Genomic DNA, 22177 nt, shown 5'->3' with positions numbered 1-22177 from the left:
GGGTTTTAACCGCCGTAGCGGGACAGGAAATCTTCCGCGTCCAGGTTGCGAAAATCCTCGAGCGCCTGGCGCAGCCGGTCATGCTCCCAGTCCCACCAGGAAAGCCTGTCCATCCGTTCGCCGACCTCTCTTGGAAAGCGCTCGCGGATGAGCTTGGCCGGCACCCCGCCGACGATCGTATAGGGCGCGACGTCCTTTGAGACGACGGCGCCGGCTCCGATCACCGCGCCGTTGCCGACGTTGACGCCGGGCAGGATCGTCGCCCCGTGGCCGATCCAGACGTCGTTGCCGATCGTCACGCGGTTTGCGCGCCGCCAGGCGAAGAAGTCCGTCTCCACGTCGCCGTCCGGCCAATAGTCGGCGGCGCGATAGGTGAAATGATGCAGTGTCGCGCGCCAGGTCGGATGGTTGGTGGCGTTGATGCGCACGGCGGCGGCGATATTGACGAACTTGCCGATCGTCGCACACCAGACGGAGCCATCCTGCATGATGTAGGAATAGTCGCCGAACGTGGCCTCGCTGATGCGGCAGCGTTCAGAGACCTCCGTATAGCGCCCGAAAGTGGAATCGCTGACGGATGCCGTCTCATGAAAGTACGGCTCGATGCCAAGCTTGCGGCTCATGCAGCGATCTTTCTGGGTGAGAACTGCTGGACGTCGAGGATGCGGTCGGCGACGGCTTCGCGCACCTCTTCGTCGTGGAAGATGCCGAGAAGAGCCACACCCGCCTTCTTCTTTTCCGCGATCATGCCGACGACGACGGCACGGTTCCTGGCATCGAGCGAGGCCGTGGGCTCGTCGAGAAGCAGGATCGTGTGCTCGGTGATGAAGCCGCGTGCGATATTGACGCGTTGCTGCTCGCCGCCGGAGAAGGTGGCGGGCGGAAGCTGCCAGAGCGTTTCCGGCAGGTTGAGCCTGGCAAGCAGGGCGCCCGCCTTTTCCCGTGCCGTGACGGCGTCCTCGCCGCGTGCCACCAGCGGTTCGGCAACCACGTCGATCGCCGCGACGCGCGGCACGGTGCGCAGGAACTGGCTGACATAACCGAGCGTATTGCGGCGGACGTTGAGCACTGTGCGCGGATCGGTGGAGGCGAGATCGACGATACGTCCGTCGTGGCGGATGAGGATCTGGCCGGTGTCGACGGCGTAATTGCCGTAGATCATCTTGAGCAGCGAGCTCTTGCCGATGCCCGATGGGCCACCGAGCACGACGCATTCGCCCGATGCGACGGAGAAGGCGACATCGGAGACGACAGGTAGCTTGATGCCGTCGCGCAGATGCATGGTGAAGCTCTTCGAGACTTCGGAAACGACGAGGGGCGTTGCCATGATTTGTTCTTCCTTGGTTTCCGACCTCAGACCTGCAGGATCGAGGAGACGAGCAGCTGCGTATAGGGTTCGCGCGGGTCGTCGAGCACGCGGTCGGTGAGCCCGTGTTCGATGACGTAGCCGTCCTTCATCACCATCATCCGGTGCGAGAGAAGGCGGGCGACGGCGAGATCGTGGGTGACGATGATGGCCGAGAGACCGAGATCGTTGACGAGGCCGCGCACGAGATCGAGCAGGCGCGCCTGCACCGAGACGTCGAGGCCGCCGGTCGGCTCGTCCATGAAAACGAGGCGCGGGCCGGTGACGAGGTTGCGGGCGATCTGCAATCGCTGGCGCATGCCGCCCGAAAAGGCGCGCGGCTGGTCGTCGATGCGGTCGGCGTCGATCTCGACGCGTTCGAGCCAGTCGATCGCCGAAGCGCGGATCTTGCCGTAGTGCCGGTCGCCGATCGCCATCAGCCGTTCGCCGACATTAGCGCCGGCAGAAACGGTCATGCGCAGGCCGTCGGCCGGGTTCTGATGCACGAAGCCCCAATCGGTGCGCATCAGGAAACGTCGCTCGGCCTCGTTCATGCGATAGAGATCGCGGTAGCTTCCGTCGCGCATGTGATATTCCACGCTGCCGGTGCTCGGCAGCAGCCGGGTGGAGAGGCAGTTGAGCAGCGTCGTCTTGCCGGAGCCGGATTCACCGACGATGGCGAGCACTTCGCCGGGCCAGAGTTCGAAGGAGACGTCGCGGCAGCCGATGCGGTTGCCGTAGAATTTCGAAACGTCGTGGACTTTGAGAAGCGGGGTGTCGCTCATTCTGCAGCCTCCCGGGCCAGCATCTCGCCGACATGGCCGTGCTCGCGGCGGTCTTCGCAATGATCGGTATCGGAGCAGACAAACATCCGCCCGCCCTTATCGTCGAGAACCACTTCGTCGAGATAGACGTCCTCGGCGCCGCAAAGGGCGCAGGGTTTGTCGAAGCGCTGGATATCGAAGGGATAATCCTCGAAATCCAGGCTGACGACGTCGGTATAGGGCGGAACCGCATAAATGCGCTTCTCGCGTCCGGCGCCGAAGAGCTGCAGCGCCTCCGACATGTGCATCTTCGGATTGTCGAATTTCGGCGTCGGCGACGGGTCCATGACATAGCGGCCATGGACCTTCACCGGGTAGGCGTAGGTCCGCGAAATGCGGCCGTTATGGGCGATGTCCTCGTAGAGCTTCACATGCATGAGGCCGTATTCTTCGAGCGCATGCATCTTGCGGGTCTCGGTCTCGCGCGGCTCGAGGAAACGTAGCGGCTCGGGGATCGGCACCTGGTAAACGAGCACCTGCCCGAGCCTAAGCTTTTCCTCGGGAATGCGGTGGCGCGTCTGGATGATCGTCGCATCCTTGGTATGCGTCGTCACCGCGACATTAGCGACCTTCTGGAAGAAGGCGCGGATCGAAACGGCGTTGGTCGTGTCGTCGGCGCCCTGATCGATGACCTTCAGCACGTCATCAGGTCCGATGATCGAGGCCGTCACCTGCACACCGCCGGTGCCCCAGCCATAGGGCATCGGCATTTCGCGCGAGGCGAAGGGCACCTGGTAACCCGGAATGGCGATCGCCTTCAGGATGGCGCGGCGGATCATCCGCTTGGTCTGTTCGTCGAGATAGGCGAAGTTGTAGCTGGCCAGATCGGTCATTCGGCGGCTTCCTTCATGTCTTCGCCACCGTTGCGGGCGGCTTCGAATTCGCGGCGCATGCGGCGGACGAGATCGAGTTCGGCCTGGAAGTCCACATAATGCGGAAGCTTCAGATGCTCGACGAAGCCCGTCGCCTGGACGTTGTCGGAGTGCGAGATGACGAATTCCTCGTCCTGGGCCGGCGCGGTGATGTCCTCGCCGAGCTCTTCGGCACGAAGCGCCCGGTCGACCAGCGACATCGCCATCGCCTTGCGCTCGCTCTGGCCGAAGACCAGGCCGTAGCCGCGGGTGAATTGCGGCGGTGCCTTGGCCGAACCCTTGAACTGGTTGACCATCTGGCATTCGGTGATCTGGATCGTGCCGAGCGAGACGGCGAAACCGAGTTCCGGCACGTCGAATTCCACCTCGACGTCGCCGATGCGGATTTCACCGGTGAAGGGGTGATTGCGGCCATAGCCGCGCTGGGTGGAGTAACCGAGCGCCAGCAGGAAGCCCTCGTCGCCGCGGGCAAGCGCCTGCAGGCGGAGATCCCGGGTCATCGGAAATTCCATCGGCTCGCGGGTCAGGTCGCCGATCTCGTGATCTTCCGGCATGTCGCCGTCAGCCTCGATCAGGCCTTCCTCGCCGAGGATCTCGGAGACGCGCATGACGCGGCCGGTCTCGGCGGGGCGCTGAGCGGGCGTTTCCACCGCCTCATCCGAAAGCAGCGAGGGATCGAGCAGGCGATGGGTATAGTCGAATGTGGGCCCAAGAAGCTGGCCGCCCGGCAAATCCTTGTAGGTCGCCGAGATGCGGCGTTCGATCGTCATATCAGCCGTGTCGAGCGGCTTCGAATAGCCGAAACGCGGTAGCGTCGTGCGGTAGGCGCGCAGCAGGAAGATCGCCTCGATCATGTCGCCCCGCGATTGGCGGATGGCGAGGGCTGCGAGCGTGCGGTCGAAAAGCGAAGCCTCAGCCATGACGCGGTCGACGGCGAGTGCCAGCTGCGCCACGATCTGGTCGATGCCGATCGCCGGCAGCGAACGATCGCCGCGGCGGCGGTCGGCGAGCAGGCGGTGGGCATTGGCAATGGCGGCCTCGCCACCCTTGACGGCAACATACATGAGCTCAGATCTCCGTTGCTGTGATCTTGGTGGTGCGCGGCAGGCAGAGGAAGCGTTTACCCGCCGTCAGCACGATGTCGACGCCGCGCGGAAAGAGCGCACGGTTCTCCGTCCAGAGCCGCAGGAAGGTCTCCGGCAGGCCGACCGGCGCCATCTCCGCTACACTCTGGATGCCGGGACCCATCAGCGTCAGCATGCGGCCGCCCTCGAGTTCGGCGAGTTCGATGACGAGGGTCGTCGAGCGGTCGGGATATTCCTGCGTACCTGATGCAAAGAGGCCGAAGGAGGAAAGTGCGGTGCCAGCCTCGGTGAAAGCAAAGCGCGCCTCGGCCTTTTCGGTCGTCAGCGGCGCGCCGGTATGGAAGCCGAGCCACTCCGGCACGGCGGATCTCGCCAGTCCCTGGGAAAGCCAGACGGGCGTGTCGTGGTCGCAAAGCGTCAGCGCGATCGTGCCAGCGGCGATGCCGAGCGGCGCCGGCGGAGCGACGTCGGGCTGAACCGTCTGGATCGTGCCGGGGCGGGCCATGCCGTCCATCAGCATCTTGAAGACGCTTTGGGCATGGAAGACCGGCTCGGCAAAGCCGCCGGTCAGAGCTTCTGTCTTCAGGCCCATCAGTTGTCTCCCCGCACCATGGTGAAGAAATCGACGCGGGTTGCCGCCGTCTCGTCCGCCTTGCGGCGTTCGGCATCGGCGATCCGCTCAGTGATCGGTAAAAGCAGTGCCTGTTCGACGAAATCCTTCGTCGCCTCCTCCTGCCAGAGCGCGTCGAAGATCGCCGCAAGCCGGGCCTTCTCGCGGTCGGTGCCGAGCGCCTGCGCATGACCGACCGCACCGGAGCCGAGCCGGACCGTCGCCCGCGTCACGGTCACTTCGCCGAGATTGAAGGGAGCGCCGCCGCCGCCGATGCGTCCACGCACCATCACCAGCCCGGTCTCCGGTCCGCGCACCGGATGGGCCACAGGCTTTTCCGGCAATGCATCGAAGACCGCCTGAAGTTCGCCCCGCTCCGCCCGCGCCAGCAGATCGGCGGCGCGTTTGCGCCCGGATGCCGTCTGTGACGCAGCGTCTGTCCTGTCCGCTGATATCATCGCCGCTTCCCTTAAAATGTCTATTGATATAGACAACTATACAAGATACACTTAGCTCTAAATCGATGTCGTGACAAGCGTGTGACATCGCGAGTTAAATGGGTGGGCAGGGGTGGAATGGCGGGATTGAAGCAGGTGCAAAGGCAAACCGGCGTGGCGCTCTGGCGCCAGATCGCCGATCGGATTCGCGAGGCGATCAGCACCGGAGCCTATGACGAAACGGGAATGGTACCGCCGGAAACCATGCTGGCGCTGCAATTCGGCGTCAACCGGCATACGGTGCGCAGCGCTTTGGCGGCATTGGCGCAGGAGGGGATCGTCCGTGCGGTACAAGGCCGCGGCACGCTGATCGAGCGCAAGGAGCGGCTGAATTTCCCGATCACCAGGCGCACGCGCTTCACCGCCGGCATCGGCGATCAGGCCCGTGAAATGCGAGGCCTTCTGCTCGATGAGGCGAAGGAGGAGGCGAGTGCCGAGATCGCCCGCTGGCTGGGCCTGAAGCAAGGAGATCAGGTGATCCGCCTGGAAACATTGCGCCAGGCAGATAAGCGGCCGGTTTCAAGGGCGACGAGCTGGTTTCCCGCCAAGCGCTTTGCCGGTATCGGTGAGGCTTACCGGACGGGGGAATCGATCACCAAGGCTTTCGCCGAACTCGGCCTGCCGGATTATGTGCGCGCCACGACCGAGGTGACGGCCGCCCATGCCAGTGCGGCCGATATGGCCGACTTAGAACTCACCCCCGGCGCGATCCTTCTGATCGCCAAGGCGATGAATACCGATCTTGAGGGTGTGCCGGTGCAATATTCGGTCAGCCGCTTCGCGGCCGACCGGGTACAGTTCACCATCGAGAATTAAGCGCCTTTCCCCGCCGAAGCGGGGAAAGATCAGCTGAGATCAATGTGCGCCCGACATATCGCCGAGCACTTCCTTGGAAGCGACGGTGGAATCCGCCTTCAGCGTGTAGACCATCGGCACGCCGGTCGCGAGATTGAGGGCAAGCACGCCTTCGCGGGTGAGCTTGTCGAGCACCATGACAAGCGAGCGCAGCGAATTGCCGTGCGCGGCAACCAGCACCTTCTCGCCCCTGAGCACGCGCGGCAGGATTTCTGTGAGGTAGTAGGGCCAGACGCGGGCGCCGGTGTCACGCAGGCTTTCACCGCCGGGAGGCGGCACGTCATAGGAGCGGCGCCAGATATGCACCTGTTCCTCGCCCCATTTGGCGCGTGCATCGTCCTTGTTGAGGCCCGAGAGGTCGCCGTAGTCGCGCTCGTTCAGCGCCTGGTCGCGGATCGTCGGGAGATCGGGCTGGCCGACCTTGTCGAGGATGAGCTTCAGCGTGTGCTGCGCACGCACCAGCACCGAGGTATAGGCGACGTCGAATTTGATTCCGTATTCGGCGAGCGCCGCACCGCCTGTATTGGCTTCCTGGATGCCGAGCTCGGTCAGATCGGGATCCTTCCAGCCGGTGAAGAGATTCTTCAGATTCCAGTCACTCTGGCCGTGGCGAACGAGGACGAGGGTACCGCTCATGAATATGCCTCCGTAGTATCGTTATGAGGAAGAAAGCCCGAGCACGTCGAGCATGGAATAGAGACCCGGCTTCTTGTCGCGCGCCCAAAGGGCGGCCTTGATGGCGCCGCGCGCAAAGATCGAGCGGTCGGCCGCACTGTGCGACAGGGTGACGATTTCACCTTCTCCGGCAAAAAGCACGGAATGTTCGCCGATGACGGAGCCGCCGCGCAGCGTCGCAAAGCCGATCGTGCCCGCCTCGCGGGCGCCGGTATGGCCGTCGCGCACCCGGACCGATTGCGAGGCAAGATCGATGCCGCGCCCCTTTGCCGCGGCCTCGCCGAGGAGAAGGGCGGTGCCGGACGGCGCATCCACCTTGTGCTTGTGGTGCATTTCCAGGATCTCGATATCCCAGTCATCAGGATCAAGCGCACGCGCTGCCTGCTCTGCGAGCACGCCGAGCAGATTGACCCCGAGGCTCATATTGCCCGACTTGACGATGCGGGCATGGCGCGCCGCCGCGGCGATCTTGGCATTGTCGTCGGGTAAACAGCCCGTCGTGCCGATGATATGGACGATGCGGGCCTGCGCGGCAAGGCCTGAAAATTCTACCGTTGCGGCAGGCGAGGTAAAGTCGAGCACGCCTTCGGCATCGAGAAAAGCGTTGAGCGGATCGTCGCCGATGGTGACACCGGTCGGGCCGAGACCGGCGATCTCGCCGGCATCCTTGCCGACGAAGGGCGAGCCGGCGCGCTCGACCGCGGCATGCAGCCTCACGCCCTCGATGGAATGGATGAGCCGGATCAGCGTCTGCCCCATGCGTCCTGCTGCGCCAACCACCACCAGTTTCATCGCAGCATCGCTCATGTCAGTCTCACCAGGTCAGTTTGAATCGGAGGCCGAAGGCCTCTGCAGGTTGTTGAGGCGAGCGTAAAGACCGTCGCTGACCTTCGCAAGCGTCTCGTGATTGCCTTCCTCGACGACGCGGCCCTGCTGCATGACGACGATCTTGTCGGCCCGCACCACGGTCGAAAGCCGATGGGCGATGACGACGACGGTGCGTCCGCTCATCGCTTCGTCGAGCGCTTTCTGCACGGCCGCCTCGGATTCGGTGTCGAGGGCCGAGGTCGCCTCGTCGAGAAGCAGGATCGGCGCATTGCGCACCAAAGCGCGCGCGATCGATAGCCGCTGGCGCTGGCCGCCCGAAAGCGTCACGCCGTTTTCGCCGACCGGTGTCTCGTAACCCTGCGGCTGTGCCGAGATGAAGTCATGCGCATAGGCAAGCCGGGCCGCCTCTTCCACCTCGGCATCGGTCGCTTCCGGCCGGCCATAGCGGATATTGTCGCGGATCGTGCCCTCGAACAGATAGGGCTGCTGCGAGACATAGGCGAGCTGCTGGCGCAGCGACTTCTTGGTGATGTGGGCGATGTCCTGTCCGTCGATCAGGATTTCGCCCTCGCGCGGATCGTAGAAGCGCGGAATGAGGCTGATGACGGTGGACTTGCCGGCGCCGGAGGGACCGACCAGCGCTGTGGTCGCGCCGCCCTCGGCGGTGAAACTGACGCCGCTGAGCACGCTCTCATTGCCGTAGGCGAAGGAAACATTGCGGAATTCGATCCTTGCCTGCGTCACCGTCAGCGGCCGGGCATCCGGCAGGTCCCGTTGGCGCGGTTCCATGTCGAGCAGTTCATAGATCATCCGCGCATTGACGACGGCACGCTCCATCTGAACCTGCAGGCGGGCAAGCCGGCGGGCCGGGTCATAGGCAAGCAGCAGCGCCGTGACGAAGGAGAAGAAGGCGCCCGGCGGCACATTGAAGTAGATCGAGCGGTAGGCGGCATAGGCAAGCACGCTGGCGACGGCAAAACCTGCGAAGCTTTCCGTCAGCGGAGAGGTGCGTTCGGAAAGCCGGGCAATCCGGTTCGCCCGGCTTTCGGCGCCCTTGATCAGTTTGTTGACCTTGCGTTCCAGTTCTTCTTCCATCGTGAAGGCTTTCACGATGGCGATGCCCTGGATCGTCTCCTGCATGGCGCCGAGAACATGGCTGTTCAGATGCACGGCCTCGCGGGTCGCCGAGCGCAGCCGCTTGGAAACATAACGCAGTGCATAGAGTAGCGGCGGCGCCATGATGAACACGGCAAGGCTGAGCAGCGGATCCTGGATGATCATCACGGCGAGCAGCGAAACGAAGGTCAGCAGGTCGCGCACCGTCGAGGTGATCGTCAGGTTGAGCACGTCGCGGATGCCGCTGACGTTCTGGCTCACCTGCGCGGCGATATGGGCCGAGCGCGCCTCGCTGAAGAAGCCGACCGAAAGCGTCATCAGATGCGCATAGAGCCGGCGCTGGTAACGGGCGACGATATCGTTGCCGACCCTGGAAAGCGCCACCGCCTGGCCATAGCTCGCAAAACCGCGCAGCACGAAGGCGATGAAGATCGAAAGACAGATGATCCAGACGACGTCGGCGCGCCGATTGGCGAAGGCCTCGTCGATGATTGCCCGCATGATCCAGGCGGTGAACGCCGTCGAAAGCGCCACCACGATGAGGCAGGCGATCGCAAAGACATAGCCCCACAGATGGTCGCGGCCGTTTTCAGCGATGATGCGCTTCAGGATGCCGGTTACGGTATCGCTGCTGACGCTCTGCGTTCTGCTTTCCGCCGCTTCCAAATAGGGTTTCCTGTCTCGGGCCAAGCGCCCCGCGAGGGCGACACGCACTTTTGCCGGGGTCTATAAAGAGTTGGGACCGGTTTGGCTAGAGCGCCGCGCGTCCGGATGGGACGCGCCAAGAACGCTCTATTGCCTTGCATGCCGGGGTTAGCGCCGCCAGCGGCGGCCTTCCGTCGAGACGCCGAAATTCGCCGGCATGCGCGCATAGGAGGAAAGCCCGGCAAGCGCCGCCAGCGGATGCGTCACCACATAGGTCGGGATAGTGCGAAGCAGCGTCGTATGCGGCGCCTTGTCCTCGAAGGCGATGCGGAATTCCGGCCTCTTCAGCGCCGGGATGATCTTCTGCGAAATCCCGCCTGAGAGATAGACGCCGCCGCGCGCCATGAACACCATCGCCATGTCGCCCGCCACGCGGCCGAGATAGGTGGCAAACAGCGAGACGGTCTCTATGGCTGCCTTGTCGCTGCCGGCAAGCGCGTGCGAGGTGATGTCGGCGGGATCCTTCATCGTCGGCTCGATGCCGTCGACCACGCAAATGGCATGGTAGAGGTTGACGAGGCCGCGCCCGCACAGGATCTGTTCGGCCGAAACGCGGCCTTCGATCGTCTCGATATGCGGGAAGATTTCATAATCGCGCTTGCTGCGCGGCCCGAGATCGACATGGCCGCCTTCGCCGGGAACCGGGATCCAGCTGTGCTGGGCATGCACGAGCCCGCCGACGCCGAGGCCGGTGCCCGGTCCGAGCACGACGCGGGAGGCGATCATGTCGCCGGTGGCGTCGCCGATGCGTTCGCGGTTTTCATCCGAAAGCGCGGCGATTGCCAGCGCCTGCGCCTCGAAATCGTTGACGACGAGCACATCCTCCATGCCGAGGCCCTCGATCATCGTCTTCGGCCGCACCACCCAGTCGCAATTGGTCAGCGGGATCTCGTCGTCGTTGATCGGGCCGGCGACGGCGAGGATCGCCGAGCGCGGCTGCACGACAGTCTTGTCGAGCACGCCTTGCTGGATCGCTTCATCTATCGTGGCGAAATCCGCCGTGCGCACGTTCGGAAACTGCTTCGGCTCGGCATAGGCATCGGCCAGGATGGAGAAGCGGGCATTCGTGCCGCCGATATCGCCGATCAGGATCGGGAAAGGCAGCGGAGCGGTGCTGTTGTTCGGTTTTGGCATGGCCGGTTCCGTGCTGATCAGGCTTCGAGTGTGGGAAGAAGTTTTGTAGCGGTCGCGTGGTTGAGCGCCATCGGAATATCATAGACGATCGCCAGCCGCATCAGCGCCTTCACGTCGACATCGTGCGGCATCGGCGTCAAAGGGTCGACGAAAAATATCAGGGCGTCGACCTCGCCGGTCGAAATCAGCGCGCCGATCTGCTGGTCGCCGCCGAGCGGTCCGCTTTTCAGCCTCGTAACGTTGAGGTCGGGAGCGGCGTCGAGCACCCGCCCGCCGGTCGTGCCCGTCGCGACGATCTTCCAGCGCGAGAGAATGTCGCGGTTGGCGCGGGCGAATGCCGCCATATCGTCCTTCTTCTGGTCATGCGCGATCAGCGCAAGGCATTTGCCGCCGGCCATGAAGTGAATCCCCGCCCCCACAGTTCAATCGATTTGACCGCTGTATACCAAGAGCCTGCGATTTGAAAGACAGCGCATCCACCCCTTCATTGGATCGCCGGCTTGTCGTTCGGAACCGGGCCGACATCCGGCAACGCGCCATCGGCGCCGTCAGCCGACGCGGCTGCCGGAGCGGCGGCGAGCGCGCTTGCGGCGGAGGGTCCGCCATAGGTGGCGGCCTGCATCGAAGCGACGGAAGCGGCGTTGAGCGCGGCGGCGCAAGCGTTGGGCAGATCGGTGACCATCATCTCACGCGGCGGCTTGGGCGGCTTGGCACCGGGCTTGGGCGGTTTCGGCGGCGCCCAAGGCGCCGGCGTGAACCAATAGGCGAGCGACTTGTCGCAGCCGTCGCCGGCGGGGACAGGAGCTTGCGGCGTGCATCCGGCAGCGCCCGGCGGGCATTTGATGCGGATGTGGAAATGCGAGTCATGACCGTATATCGGCCGGAGCTTACCAAGGTTGGTGCGGTCGCCGGCCCAGGTGTCGCACATCTTCTTCTTGATCGCCGGATTGACGAAGATGCGCTCCACTTCGGGATAGCTCGCCGCGAGCATCAGCAGCCGCGCGTGCGATTGAGTCCACACCTTGGGGTCGACGGTCAGGAACTTGCCCTTCTGCAGCATGGTGGTGAAGGGCAGATCCTGGCGCTCCTCGGCCGTCATGCGGCGCGCCGGCATCGGGCTAAACCAGATATCGGCATCGAGGCCAATCTGGTGCGAGGAATGGCCGTTGAGCATCGGCCCGCCGCGTGGTTGCGCGATATCGCCGACAAGGATGCCCGGCCAGCCGGCATATTTGACCGCATCCTGCGAAAACCGCTCCAAGAGCGCGATCATGGCCGGATTGCCCCAGCGACGGTTGCGCGAAAGCCGCATCGCCTGCCAGGTCGGCCCGTCGGTCGGCAGCGCCACCGCACCCGTCATGCAGCCCTTTGCGTAAAAGCCGATCGGCTGTGCCGGCCCCTGCGTCGGCAGGTCGACGGCGCCGAACTGCCCCTTGGCGCTGCCCGGGCTCGGTGTCTTCTGCTCAGCGCCGACGTCGCCAACGGCAAGGCCTGCGCCGATCGCGCCTGCAAGCGCCAGTGTGCCTAATGTCCTGAAAGCCTGGGCGAAGCCGAAAGCCATGCTGTTCCCTTAATTCGATGTCGAAGTGATTTGCACTCGAATCTATCCTGAAAAGCGATTTTGGTGAATCGATGTTTTGGCTGGACGGGCGCAGGAGGGGCCGGTGACGGAACGCCGCAGCGCCTCAGGCATTGAAAGGAGCTGGCGGCTCAAAATTTCGCGAGCCCGGCAAAAACCAGACTCTCTCCTGTTTTTCGCCCCTATTTCTCGTATTGTCGTATCCATCAATATTCAGGGGAAAATGGGAATGGCGGCTTTGTGGTCGAAAATCGGTCTGTTTCTGTCGCTTGCGGGTGCTCTGGCGCCGCGGACGGCATTGGCTGAAGGCCAGCCGTTTCAGATCGGAAGCTCGGTCATCAGCGAGATGAAGTACAAGCCGGGCTTTACTCATTTCGACTATGTGAACCCTAATGCCCCGAAGGGTGGAGACCTGCGCCTCTCCGCGAGCGGGGCCTTCGACACCTTCAACCCGGTACTTGCCAAAGGCCAGGTGGGAGTAGGCCTGACGCTCGTATACGACACCCTGATGAAGGCGGCAGATGACGAGCTGCTTGTCTCCTACGGCTTGCTCGCCGAAGGCCTGTCCTTCCCCACCGACGTCTCGAGCGCGACCTTCCGCCTGCGCAAGGAAGCGAAATGGGCGGATGGTCAGCCGGTAACGCCCGAGGATGTCATCTTCAGTCTGGATAAGACCAAGGAATTAAATCCCCTCACGGCGAACTATTACCGCCACGTCGCGAAGGCCGAGAAAACCGGCGAACGCGACGTCACCTTCACTTTCGACGAGAAGAACAACCGCGAGCTCCCGAATATTCTCGGCCAGTTGGTCGTCGTGCCGAAACACTGGTGGGAGGGGCAAGGGCCGGATGGCAAGCCCCGCGATATCTCAAAGACGACGCTTGAGCCGGTGATGGGATCCGGACCTTATAAGATTGCATCCTTCTCGCCCGGCGCGACGATACGCTATGAACTGCGTGACGACTATTGGGGCAAGGACCTCAATGTGAATGTCGGCCAGAACAATTTCCGCAACGTCATCTACACCTATTTTGGTGATCGGGACGTCGAGTTCGAAGCCTTTCGCGCCGGCAATAGCCACTACTGGCAGGAGACGACTGCTGCCCGCTGGGCGACGGGATATGATTTTCCGGCAGTGAAGGAAGGGCGTGTCAAAAAAGAGGAGGTTGCAAATCCGCTACGCGCCACCGGCATCATGCAGGCTCTCGTACCCAACATGCGACGTGACCTCTTCAAGGACATCAGGGTCCGCGAGGCGCTGAACTATGGACTGGATTTTGAGGAGCTGAACCGAACCGTTGCCTTTAACAGTTACAAACGCATCGACAGTTATTTCTGGAATACCGAACTCGCCTCGTCCGGCCTTCCGCAGGGCAGAGAACTGGAAATTCTGCAGGGCATGAAGGATAAGGTTCCGGCAGAAATCTTTACCACGCCCTATGCCAATCCGGTCGGTGGCGATCCGCAGAAGAGCCGTGATAACCTCCGCAAGGCAATTGCGCTTCTCAAAGAAGCCGGCTGGGAGATCAAGGGCAATCGCATGGTCAATACCAAGACCGGTCAGCCGATGAGCTTCGAGATCCTGTTGTCGAGCCCCATGCTGGAGCGCTGGGCGGTGCCCTATGCCAGCAATCTCAAGAAAATCGGCATAGATGCGCGAGTCCGGACGGTCGATGCATCGCAAGCCGTCAATCGCGAACGCAGCTTCGATTACGACATGATCTGGAATGTCTGGGCGCAGACCATGAACCCTGGCAACGAGCAAGCCGACTATTGGGGATCCGATTCGGTCAATCAGCAGGGGTCTCAAAATTACGCAGGCATTGCCAATCCAGCCGTCGATGAGCTCATTCGCATGATCATCTTCGCGTCGAACCGCGATGAGCAGGTCGCGGCGATCAAGGCGATGGACAGGGTACTGCTTGCAAACCATTACGTCATTCCGCTGTTCTACCGCGGTACCCAGAACATCGTCTATTGGAACACGATCACCCATCCCGCCGAATTCCCGGCCTATAGCCTAGGCTTCCCCGATGCCTGGTGGTCGACCTCGGCGAAATGAGCGGGCTTGCATTGAAGGCGGCCTCGGCTCCAAATGGCGCAAGCGAATCAATGATAAGCCGGTACGGCCGGCAAGGGAAGGCTGGCGGATTGAGCAGCATCGGACTGGACGGCAGGCAGACAAGAAGAAGATTTCCGGAGGCTGAAGGCTGATGGGCGCCTATGTCATTCGCCGCCTGCTTCTGATGATCCCGACCATCGTCGGCATCATGGCGATTTCCTTCATCGTCATTCAATTCGCACCGGGAGGCCCGGTCGAGCAGGTGATCGCCCAATTGACCGGTCAGGCCGATGGCGCCGATCAGCGCCTGTCCGGTGGCGGTGACCTGATGGGTGACGGAGGAGGGGACGAAGGCTCCAGATATCGCGGCGCCCAAGGGCTCGATCCGGAACTGATCGCCAAGCTTGAAAAACAGTTCGGCTTCGACAAGCCGCCGCTGACGCGTTTTGGCGAGATGATGTGGAATTACATCCGCTTCGATTTCGGCGAGAGCTTCTTCCGCAACACCTCCGTGCTCGACCTCATCAAGGAGAAGCTGCCGGTGTCGATCTCGCTTGGCATCTGGATCCTGATCTTCTCCTATGCCATTTCCATCCCGCTCGGCATTCGCAAGGCGGTCAAGGACGGATCGACCTTCGACGTCTGGACCTCGGGTGTCATCGTCGTCGGCTACGCCGTCCCGAGCTTCCTCTTTGGCATTCTGTTGATCGTACTTTTCGCCGGCGGCTCCTTCTACGACTGGTTTCCGCTGCGGGGCCTGGTTTCCGACAATTTCGATCAGCTCGCCTGGTGGCAGAAGCCGCTCGATTATTTCTGGCACCTCACCCTGCCGCTGATCTCGCTTTCGCTTGCAGCCTTCGCGACGACGACGCTTTTGACCAAGAATTCCTTCATCGAGGAAATCAAGAAGCAGTATGTCGTCACCGCCCGCGCCAAGGGTCTGAATGAGCGGCAGGTGCTTTACGGCCATATTTTCCGCAATGCCATGCTGATCATCATCGCCGGTTTCCCCGGCGCCTTCATCTCCGCCTTCTTCACCGGATCGCTGCTGATCGAAAATATCTTCTCGCTCGATGGCCTCGGCCGTCTCGGCTATCTCTCTGTGGTCAACCGGGATTATCCGATCGTCTTCGCCACACTCTACATCTTCTCGCTGCTCGGTCTGTTCGTCAGCTTGATTTCGGACCTGATCTACACCTGGATCGATCCGCGCATCGATTTCGAGCGGAGGGATGTCTGATGGACGCCGCCGCAAATCCTGTCACTGCAACCCCCGTCAAGCCGCCGCGCAAGGGGCTGCTGTCGCCGACCAACATCCGTCGCTGGAAGAATTTCCGGGCGAACGGCCGCGGCTACTGGTCGCTGTGGCTGTTCCTGCTGCTGTTCGGGCTAAGCCTGTTTGCAGAATTCCTCGCCAACGACCGCCCGGTCATCGCCTCCTACAAGGGCGAAATCCTGTTTCCCGTGCTGATCGACTATCCCGAGGAGAAGTTCGGCGGCTTCCTCGCAGAAACCGACTATCGTTCCTCGGTGATTGCCGACGAGATCAACGCCAATGGCTGGATGGTCTGGCCGCCGATCCGTTATTCCTACCGCTCGGTCAATTCGAACATTCCGCATTCGGCGCCCACCGCCCCGTTCTGGCTGATGACGAAGGAGGAGCGCTGCGCCGGCTATCCGCAAGGGATGAACGATCCCGCCTGCACCCTCGGCAATCTCAACTGGCTCGGCACCGATGACCAGGCCCGAGACGTGCTCGCTCGCGTCATCTACGGTTTCCGCATATCGGTGCTCTTCGGCCTGGCGCTCACCATCTGCTCGGCGATCATCGGCGTCACGGCAGGTGCGGTGCAGGGCTATTTCGGCGGCTGGACCGACCTCCTGCTGCAGCGTCTCATCGAAATCTGGTCGTCGATGCCGGTGCTTTACATCCTGCTGATCATCGCCGCCATTCTGCCGCCAGGCTTCTTCGTGCTGCTCGGCATCATGCTGCTCTTTTCCTGGGTCGGTTTCGTCGGCATCGTGCGCGCCGAATTCCTGCGCGCCCGTAATTTCGAATATGTCCGCGCCGCCCGCGCGCTCGGCGTCAACAACCGCACCATCATGTGGCGGCACATGCTGCCGAACGCCATGGTCGCGACGCTGACCTTCCTGCCCTTCATCCTCTCCGGCTCGATCACGACGCTGACCTCGCTCGATTTCCTCGGCTTCGGCATGCCGCCAGGCTCCCCCTCGCTCGGTGAGATGATCGCCCAGGGCAAGACCAATCTGCAGGCGCCGTGGCTCGGGCTGACGGCCTTCTTCACCATGTCGATCATGCTTTCCCTGCTGATCTTCATCGGCGAAGCCGTGCGTGATGCCTTCGATCCGAGGAAGACGTTTCAATGAGCGACATGACAGAACCCCTTCTTTCCGTCCGCGATCTCTCGGTTGCCTTTCATCAGGGCGGCGAAACCTCGCTCGCCGTCGATCATATCTCCTTCGATATCGCCAAAGGCGAGGTCGTGGCGCTGGTCGGCGAATCCGGCTCCGGCAAGTCGGTCTCGGCCAACTCGATCCTGCGGCTTTTGCCCTATCCCTCCGCGAGCCATCCCTCCGGCGAAATCTTCTTCAAGGGCAAGGACCTCCTGAAGGCGTCGGAGCGGGACCTGCGGGAGGTGCGCGGCAACGACATCACCATGATCTTCCAGGAGCCGATGACCTCGCTCAATCCGCTTCATACGATCGAGAAGCAGATCGCCGAGATCCTCGCTCTGCACCAGGGCCTTACCGGCCAGCCGGCGCGCGAGCGCGTGCTGGAATTGCTGAACCAGGTCGGCATCCGCGAACCGGAAAAGCGGCTGAAGGCCTATCCGCACGAACTGTCAGGCGGTCAGCGCCAGCGCGTCATGATCGCCATGGCACTCGCCAACCGGCCGGAGCTACTGATTGCAGACGAGCCGACCACGGCGCTTGACGTCACCGTGCAGGCGCAGATCCTCGAATTGCTCCGGCAGTTGAAGGCCGTCCACGGCATGTCGCTGCTGTTCATCACCCATGATCTCGGCATCGTCCGCAAATTCGCCGATCGCGTCTGCGTTATGACCAAGGGCAAGATCGTCGAAACCGGCACCGTCGAGGAGGTCTTCTCCAATCCGAAGCATGACTATACCCGCCATCTTCTCGCCTCCGAACCGCGCGGCGAGCCGCCGCTTGCCGATCCGTCGAAACCATTGGTGATGGAAGGTTCGGACATCCGCGTCTGGTTCCCGATCAAATCAGGGCTGATGCGCCGCGTCGTCGATCACGTCAAGGCGGTCGACGGCATCGATCTTTCGCTGCGCGCCGGCCAGACCCTCGGCGTCGTCGGCGAATCCGGTTCCGGCAAGACCACGCTCGGCCTGGCGCTCACACGGCTGATCTCCTCGCAAGGGCGAATTGCCTTTGTCGGCAAGGATATAGCCGGCTATTCATTCAGCGAGATGCGGCCGCTGCGCAACCAGCTGCAGGTCGTCTTCCAGGATCCCTATGGATCGCTGAGCCCCCGCATGTCGGTCGGCGATATCGTCGCCGAAGGGCTGAAGGTGCATGAGCGCTCGCTGACATCAGAAGAACGCGACCAGCGCGTCTGCTGGGCGCTGGAGGAGGTGGGTCTCGATCCCCTGACCCGCTGGCGTTACCCGCACGAATTCTCCGGCGGCCAGCGCCAGCGCATCGCCATTGCCCGGGCCATGGTGCTGAAGCCGCGCTTCGTCATGCTCGACGAGCCGACCTCCGCGCTCGACATGAGCGTGCAGGCGCAGGTGGTCGATCTCCTGCGCGATCTGCAGAAGAAGCACGATCTCGCCTATCTCTTCATCAGCCACGACCTGAAGGTAGTGAAGGCGCTCTCCAACGACGTCATCGTCATGCGTTTCGGCAAGGTGGTGGAGCAGGGCCCGTCAGCGGAAATCTTCCGCGCACCGAAGGACGATTACACCCGGGCGCTGATGGCCGCCGCTTTCAACATCGAGGCGGTGCCGACACCCGCCGTACAGCAATAAAAGAAGATCATGCCCGCAAGCCCCCCCGTTCTCGTCGATATCAAGTTCAATCCCGAAGGCGTCGCCCGCGTGCTGAAGACGGCCTTTGCCGACCGCGGCAGCATCAATCTCGCCGATCCGGCCGATCGGGCGCGCGATCTCCGCGCGGTCGAATATGCGCTCCTCTGGAAACCGGATGCCGACCTTTTCGCGCGGGCGCCGAACCTGAAAGTGATCTTTTCGGGTGGGGCCGGCGTCGACCATATCATCGGCATGGCGGGCCTGCCCGAGATCCCGATCGTCCGCTTCGTCGACCGCAGCCTGACGACCCGTATGAGCGAATGGGTGGTCATGCAATGCCTGATGCATCTGCGCGGGCAATACGCCCATGATAGCCACCAGCGCCAGCGCCAATGGGCAAAATTGATCGCGCCGGAGGCGGCGGAAGTGACGGTCGGTGTCATGGGCCTCGGCATTCTCGGGCAGGATGCGGTCGCCAAGCTGAGAGTGATGGGGTTCAACGTCATCGGCTGGTCGCGCAGCCGCAAGCAGATCGATGGCGTCGAAACCTTCGATGCCAGCGAGTTGGACAGCTTCCTCGCAAGGACCGACATCCTCGTCGGCCTGCTGCCACTGACGCCTGAAACAACAGGCTTCTATAACGCCCGGCTGTTTGCGAAGCTGCGCCGCGACTGCGCGCTCGGAAAGCCGGTCTTCATCAATGCCGGCCGCGGCAAGAGCCAGGTCGAGGCCGATATCGTCTCCGCCATCCGTGACGGTACCCTCGGCGGCGCTTCCCTGGATGTCTTCGAGGCGGAACCGCTTGCATCAGACCACCCATTGTGGGACTTGCAGAACGTCTTCATCACGCCGCACGATGCGGCGGTCTCCGAAGAAAACGCGCTGTTCCGTCATGTCGAGACGCAGATCGCTCGTTTCGAGCGCGGCGAGCCGCTGCAATTCGTGGTCGACCGCGCCGCCGGCTACTAAAGCATGTCGCGCAAAAGTGTGCAGCGGTTTTGCGATAACGACATGCGTAAAAACAAGGACCTAAAGCGCGAGGAGCGAATCTGAAAGATCGCGACGCGCTTTAGTTTAGGCTTTCGGAACCTTCCAGACAGCCACCCGTTTCCTCTGCGGAAATTCTTCGCAGCCGGATCGGCCGGTCAAGACAGCGGAAGGAGACGATGATGGCCCATCAGACGGAAACACGCTGGGAAAAGTCGGATGGCAAGCTCCACAAGGAACAGCAGATCCCGCCGGTGAAGGCAAGGCAGGGACGCATGGGTTATCGCATCCTGACGGTGCTGATCGTCGCGCTGGTGCTTGCTTTCGTGGTCTGGATACCGGTCGAGATCTGGGGAAATCGCGAGGCAAACGAGGTGGCACCGCAACAGCCGGGTCAGCAGCTCCAGTCGCAGCAGCCGGCTCCGGCTCCCGCGCCGGCGCTGCAGAATGGGACTGCCGTTCCAACCGAAACGCCGAACACCACGCCGGCCGCTCCGAATGTGGCACCCGCAACGCCGGCCCAATAATCGTGAGCAAAACCATGTTCACGTCCCGCCGCCACACCGCGGCGGGACGTTCATTGTTTTGTCTGGACTTTAGCCGCCGATTTTTCGATAAGAAGGCGCACGAGCCGGTTTTGTGCGCCGGCCGGGAACTTGGCAGTACCCAGGAATTTGGCAGCACCTGACCGAAGTGGACAGGGGCGGGAGTTTGATGGCCAGGACCGATATCGCAAGACGCGTCTACAATCACGCCTGGAAACTCGATCCGATCATCCGGAGTCTGATCGATACCGACTTCTACAAGCTTTTGATGCTGCAGATGATCTGGAAGCTTTATCCGAACGTGAACGCTTCCTTCACCCTCATCAACCGCACCAAGCGTGTGCGTCTGGCCGAGGAGCTCGACGAAGGCGAGTTGCGCGAGCAGCTCGATCATGCCCGCACGCTGAGACTTTCCAAAAAGGAAATGATCTGGCTTGCGGGTAACAGCTTCTATGGTCGCGCGCAGATCTTCGAGCCGGAATTCCTTGCCTGGCTTTCCAATTTCCAGCTTCCCGAATACGAGCTGTCGAAGAAGGACGGCCAGTATGTGCTGGATTTCCACGGATCGTGGAAGGAAACCACCATGTGGGAAATCCCGGCGCTCGCCATCGTCAACGAGCTGCGCTCGCGCTCGGCGATGAAGGCGCTCGGTCCCTTCACCCTCGATGTGCTCTATGCTCGCGCCAAGGCGAAGATGTGGTCGAAGGTCGAACGGCTGAAGGAATTGCCGGGCTTGCGTATCTCCGATTTCGGCACTCGCCGCCGCCACAGTTTCCTCTGGCAGCGCTGGTGCGTCGAGGCGCTGAAGGAAGGCATTGGCCCGGCTTTTGCCGGTACCAGCAACGTATTGCTGGCGATGGATTCCGATCTCGAGGCCGTCGGCACCAATGCTCATGAGCTGCCGATGGTGGCCGCCGCCCTGGCCGAAACCGACGAGCAGCTCCGCAACGCGCCCTACAAGATCCTGCGCGACTGGAACAAGCTCTATGGCGGCAACCTTCTGATCGTGCTGCCCGATGCCTTCGGCACCGCCGCCTTCCTGCGCGATGCGCCGGAATGGGTCGCCGACTGGACCGGTTTCCGCCCGGACAGTGCCCCGCCGATCGAAGGCGGCGAGAAGATTATCGACTGGTGGAAGAAGATGGGCCGCGATCCGCGCCAGAAGCTGCTGATCTTCTCCGACGGCCTCGATGTCGACGCCATCATCGACACCTACCGGCATTTCGAAGGCCGCGTGCGCATGAGCTTCGGCTGGGGCACGAACCTGACGAACGATTTTTCCGGCTGCGCGCCGATCGAGATCTCCGGCCTCAACCCGATCTCCGTCGTCTGCAAGGTCAGCGACGCCAACGGCCGTCCGGCGGTGAAGCTCTCCGACAACCCGCAGAAGGCGACCGGCGACCCGGCCGAGGTAGAACGCTACCTGAAATTCTTCGGCGCCGAGGACAGGATCGATCAGACCGTTCTGGTATAGGTCCGGGACAAGGCGTCGCCATCCCGTGACGCATTGGCATGCCCTGCCATCGCATCCTCGATCGACCAACCGAAGCGCCAGGCGTCGAACATCGAGTACCATTCCTGGAAATCGGTTATCGGCAGGATATCCGGCTTCGACATAGGATTGTCGGCCAGACTGCGGCCACGCGCACGGTCCCGTACGCCACGCTCCTGCATCTCAAGCAGATCCTCGAACATCATTACCCCCGGTCTTTACCCGATGGATTCATGCAATCATCCTAATAAAGCATTGTCGAGTCCGGATGCGAAAGTTCGAGTTTTTCACAGGATTAGCTCCAATTCGCTAGTTCTGGCGATAATGGAAACGGGAACTCGCCTGACGGCGTTCGAAACCATGCACGTTCAGCAATATGCTCCACGAGCGTCGTGACGGGGAGGCTCGGCTTCCTGGCTGGGGTCCGCCGCCGAGCCTCCCGGCTGGCCGACTTTGAACTGGCCGGCAGCGCCGGCAAGTTGCCGCTTTTCCGCAGGCGTGATCCAACCCAGATAATCTCGAAGGTTAATCGCCGGTTAATATCCACCGGTGTCTTCCCGAACCCGCACAAACCTGCAACGCGGGCGACAGCGGCGCGCGTCTTTTCAGACGGCAAAGGACGCTGCAACACTTTCAATGCCGCCTAATTTTGTCCTGAAATCGATTTCGATTTCAGGAACTGTGCAGGAGCGGCAACCTCTCGGGTTTTCAGGCAGCCAATCTGCGAAACCGGGTTCTGATCCGGTCGAGATAATAATGGCCGGGAGACGGCGCCGCCGTCATTGCATGGGCTTCCGAGGTTGGAACGCCTTCGAACAGACGTTCCTCGCCATTCTTGAAACAAATCCTGAGTCGTCCGTCGTCCTGGCTGAAATAGACGGATTTGATGATCTTCGACTTTACCGAAAGTTCTTCCACCTGTTTTACCTCTGTTTTTTAATTTG

The 22177-nt window shown here is 62.2% G+C and carries 23 protein-coding genes; 8 read left to right on the top strand and 15 right to left on the bottom strand.

The window, feature by feature from the left end:
* Positions 1 to 5 precede the first annotated feature (5 nt).
* From RWK44_RS14695 to phnG, 7 genes are read right to left on the bottom strand one after another with little or no spacing between them, the layout of a single operon-like run.
* On the bottom strand, positions 6 to 623 hold the full coding sequence (locus tag RWK44_RS14695; protein WP_029873731.1) for a DapH/DapD/GlmU-related protein: 618 nt from the start codon (positions 621 to 623) through the stop codon (positions 6 to 8).
* Complete coding sequence (gene phnL / locus RWK44_RS14690) at positions 620 to 1327, bottom strand: phosphonate C-P lyase system protein PhnL (protein WP_003544411.1); 708 nt, start codon at positions 1325 to 1327, stop codon at positions 620 to 622. Before phnL ends, RWK44_RS14695 begins: the two co-directional genes overlap by 4 nt.
* A 26-nt stretch (positions 1328 to 1353) precedes the next feature.
* Positions 1354 to 2130, bottom strand: coding sequence for a phosphonate C-P lyase system protein PhnK (gene phnK, locus RWK44_RS14685; protein WP_003544413.1), 777 nt, complete (start codon positions 2128 to 2130; stop codon positions 1354 to 1356).
* The gene (locus RWK44_RS14680; protein ID WP_131640051.1) at positions 2127 to 3002 is read right to left on the bottom strand and encodes an alpha-D-ribose 1-methylphosphonate 5-phosphate C-P-lyase PhnJ; all 876 of its coding nucleotides are present in this window, start codon (positions 3000 to 3002) and stop codon (positions 2127 to 2129) included. The genes phnK and RWK44_RS14680 overlap by 4 nt, the downstream gene beginning before the upstream one ends.
* Positions 2999 to 4105 (bottom strand): carbon-phosphorus lyase complex subunit PhnI, encoded by a 1107-nt coding sequence (locus RWK44_RS14675; RefSeq protein ID WP_131666592.1) that lies wholly within the window; start codon positions 4103 to 4105, stop codon positions 2999 to 3001. The genes RWK44_RS14680 and RWK44_RS14675 overlap by 4 nt, the downstream gene beginning before the upstream one ends.
* Positions 4106 to 4109: 4 nt before the next feature.
* On the bottom strand, positions 4110 to 4718 hold the full coding sequence (gene phnH / locus RWK44_RS14670; RefSeq protein ID WP_316028994.1) for a phosphonate C-P lyase system protein PhnH: 609 nt from the start codon (positions 4716 to 4718) through the stop codon (positions 4110 to 4112).
* Positions 4718 to 5194, bottom strand: coding sequence for a phosphonate C-P lyase system protein PhnG (phnG, locus tag RWK44_RS14665; RefSeq protein WP_168268146.1), 477 nt, complete (start codon positions 5192 to 5194; stop codon positions 4718 to 4720). The genes phnH and phnG overlap by 1 nt, the downstream gene beginning before the upstream one ends.
* A 117-nt stretch (positions 5195 to 5311) precedes the next feature.
* Here phnG and phnF point away from each other — a divergent pair, with 117 nt between their 5' ends.
* Complete coding sequence (phnF, locus tag RWK44_RS14660; RefSeq protein WP_131640048.1) at positions 5312 to 6049, top strand: phosphonate metabolism transcriptional regulator PhnF; 738 nt, start codon at positions 5312 to 5314, stop codon at positions 6047 to 6049.
* A 39-nt stretch (positions 6050 to 6088) separates the two neighbouring features.
* Here the strand turns inward: phnF and RWK44_RS14655 are convergent, their stop codons facing one another.
* The 6 genes from RWK44_RS14655 to mepA form a co-directional block, all read right to left on the bottom strand.
* Positions 6089 to 6724, bottom strand: coding sequence for a 2,3-bisphosphoglycerate-dependent phosphoglycerate mutase (locus tag RWK44_RS14655; protein ID WP_316028993.1), 636 nt, complete (start codon positions 6722 to 6724; stop codon positions 6089 to 6091).
* 21 nt (positions 6725 to 6745) lie between these two features.
* Positions 6746 to 7570 (bottom strand): 4-hydroxy-tetrahydrodipicolinate reductase, encoded by an 825-nt coding sequence (gene dapB, locus RWK44_RS14650; protein WP_316028992.1) that lies wholly within the window; start codon positions 7568 to 7570, stop codon positions 6746 to 6748.
* Positions 7571 to 7585: 15 nt separating this feature from the next.
* Positions 7586 to 9373 (bottom strand): ABC transporter ATP-binding protein, encoded by a 1788-nt coding sequence (locus RWK44_RS14645; RefSeq protein ID WP_017962779.1) that lies wholly within the window; start codon positions 9371 to 9373, stop codon positions 7586 to 7588.
* Positions 9374 to 9520: 147 nt separating this feature from the next.
* Positions 9521 to 10546: a glucokinase gene (locus RWK44_RS14640; protein WP_131640045.1), complete on the bottom strand. Its 1026-nt coding sequence runs from the start codon at positions 10544 to 10546 to the stop codon at positions 9521 to 9523.
* Between the two features lie 17 nt (positions 10547 to 10563).
* Complete coding sequence (locus tag RWK44_RS14635) at positions 10564 to 10944, bottom strand: methylglyoxal synthase (RefSeq protein ID WP_131666588.1); 381 nt, start codon at positions 10942 to 10944, stop codon at positions 10564 to 10566.
* A gap of 86 nt (positions 10945 to 11030) precedes the next feature.
* The gene (gene mepA / locus RWK44_RS14630) at positions 11031 to 12107 is read right to left on the bottom strand and encodes a penicillin-insensitive murein endopeptidase (protein WP_131666587.1); all 1077 of its coding nucleotides are present in this window, start codon (positions 12105 to 12107) and stop codon (positions 11031 to 11033) included.
* A gap of 247 nt (positions 12108 to 12354) precedes the next feature.
* Between mepA and RWK44_RS14625 the strand changes: the two genes are divergently transcribed.
* The 7 genes from RWK44_RS14625 (at position 12355) to pncB (ending at position 21215) form a co-directional block, all read left to right on the top strand.
* Positions 12355 to 14187 (top strand): extracellular solute-binding protein, encoded by a 1833-nt coding sequence (locus RWK44_RS14625; RefSeq protein WP_131666586.1) that lies wholly within the window; start codon positions 12355 to 12357, stop codon positions 14185 to 14187.
* Between the two features lie 151 nt (positions 14188 to 14338).
* Entirely contained in the window at positions 14339 to 15427 is a 1089-nt protein-coding gene (locus RWK44_RS14620; protein WP_017962784.1) for a microcin C ABC transporter permease YejB, read from the top strand.
* Positions 15427 to 16575, top strand: coding sequence for an ABC transporter permease (locus tag RWK44_RS14615; protein ID WP_131666585.1), 1149 nt, complete (start codon positions 15427 to 15429; stop codon positions 16573 to 16575). Before RWK44_RS14620 ends, RWK44_RS14615 begins: the two co-directional genes overlap by 1 nt.
* The gene (locus RWK44_RS14610; protein ID WP_316028991.1) at positions 16572 to 18209 is read left to right on the top strand and encodes an ABC transporter ATP-binding protein; all 1638 of its coding nucleotides are present in this window, start codon (positions 16572 to 16574) and stop codon (positions 18207 to 18209) included. The genes RWK44_RS14615 and RWK44_RS14610 overlap by 4 nt, the downstream gene beginning before the upstream one ends.
* 9 nt (positions 18210 to 18218) lie before the next feature.
* Positions 18219 to 19178 (top strand): 2-hydroxyacid dehydrogenase, encoded by a 960-nt coding sequence (locus RWK44_RS14605; protein ID WP_316028990.1) that lies wholly within the window; start codon positions 18219 to 18221, stop codon positions 19176 to 19178.
* Positions 19179 to 19375: 197 nt separating this feature from the next.
* Positions 19376 to 19723: a hypothetical protein gene (locus RWK44_RS14600; RefSeq protein ID WP_205936983.1), complete on the top strand. Its 348-nt coding sequence runs from the start codon at positions 19376 to 19378 to the stop codon at positions 19721 to 19723.
* 187 nt (positions 19724 to 19910) lie between these two features.
* A complete protein-coding gene (pncB, locus tag RWK44_RS14595; protein ID WP_020052392.1) occupies positions 19911 to 21215 on the top strand; it encodes a nicotinate phosphoribosyltransferase in 1305 nt (434 codons plus the stop codon).
* On the opposite strand, the gene RWK44_RS14590 is transcribed toward pncB, so the two are convergent.
* Complete coding sequence (locus RWK44_RS14590) at positions 21197 to 21436, bottom strand: CrpP-related protein (protein ID WP_168268127.1); 240 nt, start codon at positions 21434 to 21436, stop codon at positions 21197 to 21199. The genes pncB and RWK44_RS14590 overlap by 19 nt on opposite strands.
* Positions 21437 to 21941: 505 nt before the next feature.
* Positions 21942 to 22151 carry a KTSC domain-containing protein gene (locus RWK44_RS14585; protein WP_020052394.1) on the bottom strand — a complete coding sequence of 70 codons (210 nt, stop codon included), beginning with the start codon at positions 22149 to 22151 and terminating at the stop codon, positions 21942 to 21944.
* Between the last annotated feature and the right edge of the window lie 26 nt (positions 22152 to 22177).

Source organism: Rhizobium sp. 25PS6, assembly GCF_032464655.1.
GTDB lineage: Bacteria > Pseudomonadota > Alphaproteobacteria > Rhizobiales > Rhizobiaceae > Rhizobium > Rhizobium laguerreae.
Note: the sequence above shows the minus strand (reverse complement) of the source record. Positions and strands in the feature narration are given on the sequence as shown.

Excerpts from the sequence above, each read along its gene's own strand:
- RWK44_RS14695 (WP_029873731.1), bottom strand. The coding sequence starts at position 623 with ATGAGCCGCAAGCTTGGCATCGAGCCGTACTTTCATGAGACGGCATCC.
- phnL (WP_003544411.1), bottom strand. The coding sequence starts at position 1,327 with ATGGCAACGCCCCTCGTCGTTTCCGAAGTCTCGAAGAGCTTCACCATG.
- phnK (WP_003544413.1), bottom strand. The coding sequence starts at position 2,130 with ATGAGCGACACCCCGCTTCTCAAAGTCCACGACGTTTCGAAATTCTAC.
- RWK44_RS14680 (WP_131640051.1), bottom strand. The coding sequence starts at position 3,002 with ATGACCGATCTGGCCAGCTACAACTTCGCCTATCTCGACGAACAGACC.
- RWK44_RS14675 (WP_131666592.1), bottom strand. The coding sequence starts at position 4,105 with ATGTATGTTGCCGTCAAGGGTGGCGAGGCCGCCATTGCCAATGCCCAC.
- phnH (WP_316028994.1), bottom strand. The coding sequence starts at position 4,718 with ATGGGCCTGAAGACAGAAGCTCTGACCGGCGGCTTTGCCGAGCCGGTC.
- phnG (WP_168268146.1), bottom strand. The coding sequence starts at position 5,194 with ATGATATCAGCGGACAGGACAGACGCTGCGTCACAGACGGCATCCGGG.
- phnF (WP_131640048.1), top strand. The coding sequence starts at position 5,312 with ATGGCGGGATTGAAGCAGGTGCAAAGGCAAACCGGCGTGGCGCTCTGG.
- RWK44_RS14655 (WP_316028993.1), bottom strand. The coding sequence starts at position 6,724 with ATGAGCGGTACCCTCGTCCTCGTTCGCCACGGCCAGAGTGACTGGAAT.
- dapB (WP_316028992.1), bottom strand. The coding sequence starts at position 7,570 with ATGAGCGATGCTGCGATGAAACTGGTGGTGGTTGGCGCAGCAGGACGC.
- RWK44_RS14640 (WP_131640045.1), bottom strand. The coding sequence starts at position 10,546 with ATGCCAAAACCGAACAACAGCACCGCTCCGCTGCCTTTCCCGATCCTG.
- RWK44_RS14635 (WP_131666588.1), bottom strand. The coding sequence starts at position 10,944 with ATGGCCGGCGGCAAATGCCTTGCGCTGATCGCGCATGACCAGAAGAAG.
- mepA (WP_131666587.1), bottom strand. The coding sequence starts at position 12,107 with ATGGCTTTCGGCTTCGCCCAGGCTTTCAGGACATTAGGCACACTGGCG.
- RWK44_RS14625 (WP_131666586.1), top strand. The coding sequence starts at position 12,355 with ATGGCGGCTTTGTGGTCGAAAATCGGTCTGTTTCTGTCGCTTGCGGGT.
- RWK44_RS14620 (WP_017962784.1), top strand. The coding sequence starts at position 14,339 with ATGGGCGCCTATGTCATTCGCCGCCTGCTTCTGATGATCCCGACCATC.
- RWK44_RS14615 (WP_131666585.1), top strand. The coding sequence starts at position 15,427 with ATGGACGCCGCCGCAAATCCTGTCACTGCAACCCCCGTCAAGCCGCCG.
- RWK44_RS14610 (WP_316028991.1), top strand. The coding sequence starts at position 16,572 with ATGAGCGACATGACAGAACCCCTTCTTTCCGTCCGCGATCTCTCGGTT.
- RWK44_RS14605 (WP_316028990.1), top strand. The coding sequence starts at position 18,219 with ATGCCCGCAAGCCCCCCCGTTCTCGTCGATATCAAGTTCAATCCCGAA.
- RWK44_RS14600 (WP_205936983.1), top strand. The coding sequence starts at position 19,376 with ATGATGGCCCATCAGACGGAAACACGCTGGGAAAAGTCGGATGGCAAG.
- pncB (WP_020052392.1), top strand. The coding sequence starts at position 19,911 with ATGGCCAGGACCGATATCGCAAGACGCGTCTACAATCACGCCTGGAAA.
- RWK44_RS14590 (WP_168268127.1), bottom strand. The coding sequence starts at position 21,436 with ATGTTCGAGGATCTGCTTGAGATGCAGGAGCGTGGCGTACGGGACCGT.